Origin of the sequence: Phocaeicola sp., from assembly GCF_048170425.1 — a bacterium.
GTDB lineage: Bacteria > Bacteroidota > Bacteroidia > Bacteroidales > Bacteroidaceae > Phocaeicola.
This window is the reverse complement of sequence record NZ_DBEXBB010000249.1, coordinates 1-7,366: the sequence shown is the minus strand read 5'-3', so window position 1 is coordinate 7,366 and position 7,366 is coordinate 1. Positions and strand designations below refer to the sequence as shown.

Annotated in this window: 6 protein-coding genes; all 6 read left to right on the top strand. The window is 49.6% G+C overall.

From position 1 onward, the window contains the following. Positions 1-65: 65 nt before the first annotated feature. The 6 genes from ACMJ0U_RS09815 to ACMJ0U_RS09790 all read left to right on the top strand — a co-directional run bounded on the left by ACMJ0U_RS09815 (position 66) and on the right by ACMJ0U_RS09790 (position 7,230). The gene (locus tag ACMJ0U_RS09815) at positions 66-1,346 is read left to right on the top strand and encodes a hypothetical protein (protein WP_417129782.1); all 1,281 of its coding nucleotides are present in this window, start codon (positions 66-68) and stop codon (positions 1,344-1,346) included. Between the two features lie 29 nt (positions 1,347-1,375). Then, on the top strand, positions 1,376-2,560 hold the full coding sequence (locus tag ACMJ0U_RS09810) for an imelysin family protein (RefSeq protein WP_417129781.1): 1,185 nt from the start codon (positions 1,376-1,378) through the stop codon (positions 2,558-2,560). Between the two features lie 89 nt (positions 2,561-2,649). Continuing rightward, positions 2,650-4,074 (top strand): di-heme oxidoredictase family protein, encoded by a 1,425-nt coding sequence (locus ACMJ0U_RS09805; protein WP_417129780.1) that lies wholly within the window; start codon positions 2,650-2,652, stop codon positions 4,072-4,074. Between the two features lie 26 nt (positions 4,075-4,100). Further along, positions 4,101-5,315, top strand: a complete 1,215-nt coding sequence (locus ACMJ0U_RS09800; protein ID WP_417129779.1) for a porin — start codon at positions 4,101-4,103, stop codon at positions 5,313-5,315. Between the two features lie 15 nt (positions 5,316-5,330). After that, positions 5,331-6,053: a hypothetical protein gene (locus tag ACMJ0U_RS09795; protein ID WP_417129778.1), complete on the top strand. Its 723-nt coding sequence runs from the start codon at positions 5,331-5,333 to the stop codon at positions 6,051-6,053. Positions 6,054-6,072: 19 nt separating this feature from the next. After that, positions 6,073-7,230, top strand: coding sequence for a Rid family hydrolase (locus tag ACMJ0U_RS09790; RefSeq protein ID WP_417129777.1), 1,158 nt, complete (start codon positions 6,073-6,075; stop codon positions 7,228-7,230). Positions 7,231-7,366: the final 136 nt, after the last annotated feature.

Below are 7,366 nucleotides of genomic sequence, written 5' to 3'. Positions count from 1 at the left end.
TATTTTTAACCGCTCTTTGCTGTGCCGTAGGAGCTGTTTCGGCCAGTGAAGTTGATTCGGTGCAGGTGGCTGAAGTGCATGGAAATGTAGCAGCACGCAAACAGCGTACGGACAATGACGAATATACCCGTTTCCGTGTGGGAGGCTATGGAGAAGCTGTGGCCAGTTTTAAGGATTATGGCATCAATCGTTATTACGGTAACCCCAATGGAAACACCCGTGATCATCGGAACACGATTTCTATTCCGCGCTTTGTGCTGGCAATGGATTATAAGTTTACTCCAAAATGGGTTCTGAGTGCAGAAATCGAATTTGAAGCCGGAGGAACCGGGTCTGCCATGGAGCTGGAGAATTCGGAAAACGGCGAATATGAAACGGAAATGGAAAAAGGGGGAGAAGTGGCCTTGGAGCAGTTTCATATCACCCGTCTTATTCATCCGGCTTTTAACGTACGGGCAGGACACATGATTGTGCCGGTGGGACTGACCAATGCGCATCACGAGCCGATTAATTTCTTCGGCACGGTGCGGCCGGAGGGAGAAACCACCATCCTGCCTTCTACCTGGCATGAAACGGGGATTGAGTTTTTCGGTACGTTGGGAAAAGGATATGCCACTTTCGACTATCAGGTGCTGGTGGTAGCCGGACTGAACGCCAACGGGTTCGACAGGAATACCTGGGTAGCCAGCGGCAAGCAGGGCTTGTTTGAGGAAGATAATTTCAATTCTCCGGGGTATGTAGTTCGTCTGGATTATCGGGGCATACCCGGACTGCGTGTGGGAGGCTCCTTCTATTATTGCGCCAATACGGCGGGTAATTCTGACAAACCGAATTTCTACGAAGGACGCAAGGCTCCGTTGCGGATTTATTCGGGCGACTTGCAGTACAAGAATGACTATGTGACGGCACGTGCCAATGTGGTCTATGGTAACCTGACAAACTCCAAGTTCATCAGCAGCAAGAATGTACGTTTGTCGAACAATGCTTCTTACAGCCGCGTGGTTCCGGTAGCTAAAAATGCAGTCAGCTATGCCGGAGAGGTAGGCGTGAACCTGCGTTCCATATTTAATCACAACCCCAAAGTTCCTGTGATTTATCCGTTTGCCCGCTATGAATACTATAATCCGCAGGAAAAAGGAGAAACTGGGCAGACCATGGACTTGCGTAACAAGGTCAGCATGTGGGTGGCCGGGTTGAACTGGTTTGCTTTGCCTAATCTGGTAGTGAAGGCAGACTATACCATCCGTCAGATTGGTACGGGAAAGATGTTCGGAACCGGACCGTATACCAGTGAAAATGAATTTTCCATCGGTCTGGCCTACATCGGCTGGTTTTTCAAGAAATGATTTATTAACTCCTAAAAACTATTATGTATATGAAAAAGAATTTCTTTTATGCGGCAGCCTTGGCAATGGGGCTGGCCTTTTCGATGACAGCGTGCAGTAACGAAGACACGCCGACAACACCGACCGATGCGGCCAACATTGACTATACGTCGGAAAACGCGACAAGCTGGAACAACTACATGAAAGCGGTGGTTACCTTGCTTCGTAAAGATGCTTCCGACTTGTACGGGTACTGGGCTACCAGTTACAAGGGAGGTGAAAGTTATGCCGTGACCTTTAAGAACCATGGGGCACCGTTCAACAGTGCCGGTTCGTGTGTGCAACAGGTGATAGACGGTTGTGTAGACATTGCCAATGAGGTGGGAGAAACAAAAATCGGTGACCCATATTCCAAATATCAGGCAGGGAAGGTGACAGAAGCCCTCTATGCCGTAGAATCCTGGTACAGCTGGCATTCGCGTGAAGACTATTCCAATAACATTGTATCTATCTGCAATGCATTCTGCGGCGTGCGCAGTGAGGCTTTGATTAGCGGAGCCAGCGTGGATAAAAGCCAGGTAGCTGCACAATCTTTGTACACGGCATTGGTGAACAACGGGCAGCAGGAACTGGCAGATAATACCTTGTTGGCCATCAAGAATGCTTACGATAAGATTTTAGCCATTCCGCAACCATTCCGTAACCACATCAACAGCGAGCAGAGTCTGGCGGCTCAGGAGGCTTGCAGTGAGTTGAGCGTATTGCTGAAAGATAAGGTAAAACCGGCTTGTGATGCATTGTCGGAAGCAGTGCTGAGTCCGGTGGTAAAGAACTACGTGGATGTAGTGGTATTACCCACTTATTCAGATTTGAAAGACAGGGTTGCTACCTTGTATGACAAGGTCAATGCACTGGCTGCCAGTCCTACGAATCAGGCTTTCAAGGATGCCTGCGATGCCTGGATTGCAGCTCGTGAACCGTGGGAAATGAGCGAGGCTTTCTTGTTTGGTCCGGTAGCCGACCAGGGGCTGGATCCGAATATGGACAGCTGGCCGCTCGACCAGGCTGCCATTGTGAACATCCTGAACTCTGGTGATTACAGTCAGATGGAATGGAGCGGTGACTATTCAGAAGACAGTGAATCCATTTCAGCCGCACAGAATGTACGTGGTTTCCATACCTTGGAGTTCCTGTTGTTCAAAGACGGCCAGGCTCGCACGGTGGATAAGAAATAAGGAAAACTTTTGATGAATGACAGGCAGGGGAGTAAAGAAGGGAAAGCCTTCCTTTGCTTCCTCTGCGTGTATTGCTAAATAGATGAACCATGAGGATATTCAAGAATTTGCTATACGGCCTTTTGCCCTGCCTTTTGTGGGGATGCGAGAAAGAAGGTACCGACCAGCAGTATGTGGAGGTACCGGAAGGTTTTGCCTTGTCTGCGGGTACGGCTACCAACTTCCTGACCTCCTCGAAAGCATACGACTTTGAGGCATCGTGGGTATCGGGCATTTATAGCAGCCGTTTCAATGACGGTGACGGGTTGTATGATGACGTGCGCACCAGTAGTAACCAAGGCGGCGGATTGGGGCCGGTGTATGCCGGCTATTCCTGCGGAAGCTGCCATCGGAATGCCGGGCGTACCAAGCCTACCCTGTGGAGCGAAGGCGGTTCGGGAAACTACGGGTTTTCTTCCATGCTGGTCTATATCACCCGAAAGAACGGAGCTTTCTTCCAGAACTACGGGCGTGTGCTTCATGACCAGGCTATTTATGGAGTGAAACCCGAAGGAAAGCTTTCTGTGAAATATGATTATCAGATGTTCGAATTTCCTGACGGAGAAACTTATGAGCTTTGCAAGCCGACCTATACGATTACGGAGTGGTATGCTGATAATATCCGGCCGGAAGATTTGTTCTGTTCCGTCCGTATCCCCTTGCGTCATGTGGGTATGGGGCAGATGATGGCGCTCGACCAGAAAGAAATCGAGGCCTTGGCCGCTAAGAGTAATTATCCCGAATACGGTATCAGTGGACGGTGCAACTACATCAGTGAGCGTGGAGTCACCCGCTTGGGACTTTCGGGCAACAAGGCACAGCATGCCGACCTGACGGTGGAGTTAGGGTTCTCCAGCGACATGGGAGTGACCAACAGCCGTTATCCCGAGGAAATCTGTGAGGGACAGATACAGATGGATCAGGGCAGTATGATGGGACTTTCGTACGACCAGCTGGATGTTTCAACAGAGGAAATGGAAGATGTAGACTTGTATCTGCATTGCCTGGGAGTTCCTGCCCGCCGGAATGTGAACAATCCGCAGGTACAGAAAGGAGAGCAGAAATTTTATGAGGCGAAATGCCACCTTTGTCATGTGACTACCCTGCATACAAAGGTTAGAGGAGCTACGCTGCTGAACGGGACGGAACTGCCGTGGCTGGGCAACCAGACCATCCATCCTTACTCTGATTTTCTGCTGCATGACATGGGGTCGGAAATCATGGGTGTGGGGCTGAACGACAATTACGTGAGCGGCCTGGCTCGGGGCAATGAATGGCGCACTACTCCCTTGTGGGGCATCGGCTTGCAGGAAGTGGTGAACGGACATACCTATTTCCTGCATGACGGACGTGCCCGTAACCTTGTAGAGGCTATCATGTGGCACGGAGGAGAGGCGGAAGCCTCGAAGAACCTGTTCAAGCGCATGAGCAAGGAAGACCGTGATGCCCTGATTGCGTTTTTAAATTCACTTTAATCATTACGAACTGAAACTGATAACTTATGAAAAAAATAATGACTGCCCTGTGTCTGGCTGCCCTGATGCCATTGACAGCACTGGCACAGCACGAAGAAGATACGGAAAACGGTATCGTGTCGCTGGCGGGAAGAGAGGGATTTACCATCGCTTCCAAGAAAGGAGATTTTGTGTTCAAGCCTTATCTGTTGGTGCAGACGAGTGCCAACTTCAACTGGTATGACGACGAAGGGCTGGACAAGGCATATAATCAGGATAATGTAGCCAACTCCGGTTTTGCCATTCCCTACGCGGTGCTGGGATTTACAGGAAAAGCGTTTGGGAAAGTATCTTTTAATCTCTCGCTTAATGCGGCAGCTACGGGGGCGGCACTGTTGCAACAGGCCTGGTTCGATGTGGAACTGAAAAAACAGTTTTCTGTCCGTGTGGGTAAATTCAAGACACCTTTTTCGCATGCTTACTTGACTACGTTAGGAGAAACCTTGATGCCCTCTCTGCCACTGTCGCTGACGGCTCCGGTGATTCTGCCTTATTCGTTGAATGCCGTGACTCCCAATATCGGAACCGGATTCGACTTAGGAGTGGAAATACATGGTCTGCTGGCTGACAAGTTTGGCTATGAAGTGGGACTTTTCAACGGTACGGGTATTGCAGTGAATACGGCAGGAAAGACGTTTAGTGACGACTGGCACATTCCTTCCTTGCTCTATGCCGGACGCTTTACCTACATGCCGAAAGGAGTGATGCCCTCTACGCAGGGAAATCCTAACCGGCTGAACGAAGACAAGCTGATGCTGGGAGTGTCTACTTCATTAAATGTGGAGAGTGAGAATGAAAGCACCAACGATTACCGTGCCGGACTGGAGTTTGCGATGCTGAAAAGGAAACTTTATTTAGGAGCGGAAATGTATTACATGCACGTGGGCTTTACCAAACGGCAGAAGATTGACCAGGGGTATCATTTCTTGGGTGGATACGTGCAGGGAGGTTATTTTGTCAGTCCCCGTTTGCAGGCTACGGCACGTTATGATTTCTTCAACCGTAACGGTATGGATACGAACGGATTCATGAACATGCCGGCCGTGGGAGTGAACTATTTCTTTAAAGGCTGCAACCTGAAACTACAGGCTATGTATCAGTTTGTAGGACGCTGGGGGCACGATACACAACTTGACCGCGACAATGACGACCTGGGAATAGCTACTCACAGTGCGACGGTGATGCTTCAATACACATTCTAAAGGAGGGGTGAGATTATGAAAAAGAATGTGTGGGGATGGATACTCTTAGGACTGGGAACCGGACTGCTGGCTTCCTGTGACGAGGGGCGGATTTATGACACGGTACCTGCTACGGCAGAAGGTGGCCGTACGGTGAAGTTTACCGGAAAGGTATCGGGAATAGATACTTGGCCTTCCGGATATACGGTAGCCGTGGCAGGCTTTGATGGGAAAAGTGAATATGCGCTGACATCTGCCAATGTGATGCCTTCGCAGGCCGGAGAGGATGGTACGTTTCAGGTAGTGATGTCGGGAGTGACAGATGAAGTCACTCAAATCGAATTGTGTGTGATTAACCGCATCCGGGAGCGGGTAGTAACCTTTGCCAAGGTAGACTGCTCGGAAACGGCAGAAGACACAATTCGTATGGATGTGGGTGAACAGCGGATCGGCATGTTCCAGGCTGTACAGCAGCAAGTGTTTGATTCCCGCTGTGCCAGTTGTCATGGCAGAAGCACGTCTGCAGCTGCCGGTCTGTTTCTGACAGCAGGAAAAAGCTATGAACAGTTGGTAAATGTCCCGTCTGTAGTGAATCCGGAAGTCATGAGGGTGAAGCCGGCAGATGTGGAAAACAGTTTTCTGCATCAGGTGCTGCATGAAAACGGTCACGTGCACCATGACCATCAGGACATTCTTTCAGCTGAGCCGGTGTTATTGAACTTGATAGATGATTGGATAAATGGAGGTGCCAAACCTTGAATGTTAAAATAGTATGAATATGAGCCACAAACAACTACAAAACCACAAGTCACAAGAAAATACATGGGTAGAAATTTCACACTTTGAACCGGCTGGAGGGGTCGCTGAGTACCATGTCATGATTCATGTCACCCGGCCTTCTCTGACGTATCAGGAGCAGTTAGATGCCTTGCTCGATACCTATTATCATCTGTTGGAGGATGAACTGAAGGGAGCTGTTGCCGTGTTCAAGCGTTATTTTTTGAGCGATGCCGCCAATCAGGCCGACTGGCTGGCGGTACAGGTACCGGAAAGTTCGGCCTGTGCTTGTTCGATAGTGGAACAGCCCCCACTGAACGGAACGAAAATAGCTTTATGGGTATATCTGCAATCCTGTGTGCAATGCCGTGCGCTGGAAAGCGGATTGTTTGAAGTGTCACACGGAGCTTATTGCCATCTGTGGGGCGGTTCGGCTTGTAACCGGGCGGCCAATTCGGAATACCAGACCCGCCTGCTGCTGAATGATTATATCCTGCAACTGATTGCACAGGGCGGGCATCTGGCCGAGAACTGCATCCGAACCTGGTTCTTTGTACAGAATGTAGATGTGAACTATGCCGGGGTGGTAAAAGCCCGTAACGAAGTGTTTGTGACGCAGAACCTGACACCACAAACACATTATATAGCCAGTACCGGTATTGGCGGGCGTCATGCCGATAAACAAGTGCTGGTACAGATGGATACGTATGCTGTATTGGGTATTCGTCAGGAACAGATACATTATTTATATGCACCGACCCATCTGAATCCTACGTATGAGTATGGGGTCAGTTTTGAGCGCGGTACGTATGTGGACTATGGTGACCGCCGTCAGGTCTTCATATCCGGTACGGCCAGTATCAATCACAGGGGTGAGGTGGTGTATCCGGGCAACATTAGGAAACAGACCGAACGCATGTGGGAAAATGTGGAAGCTTTGTTGAAGGAAGCGGAAATGTCGTTCGATGACATCGGACATATGTTGGTTTATCTGCGCGATGCGGCAGATTATGCCGTGGTGCGGGAGATGTTCGACCGGCGTTTCCCGGATATGCCTAAAGTGATTCTGTTGGCTCCTGTCTGTCGTCCGGGGTGGCTGATAGAGATGGAGTGTATGGGCACAAAAATGATGAAGCATACGCAGTATCCTGATTTTTAGCTTGTATGAAAGAACGTCTGTGGAAAAACATCTGGGTAGTTCTTTATGTGGTGCTGATGGGAGTATTGGCCATAGCTACCTTTTTAGAGCATGCATACGGAACAACCTTTGTCCAGACACATATATATCATGCTTG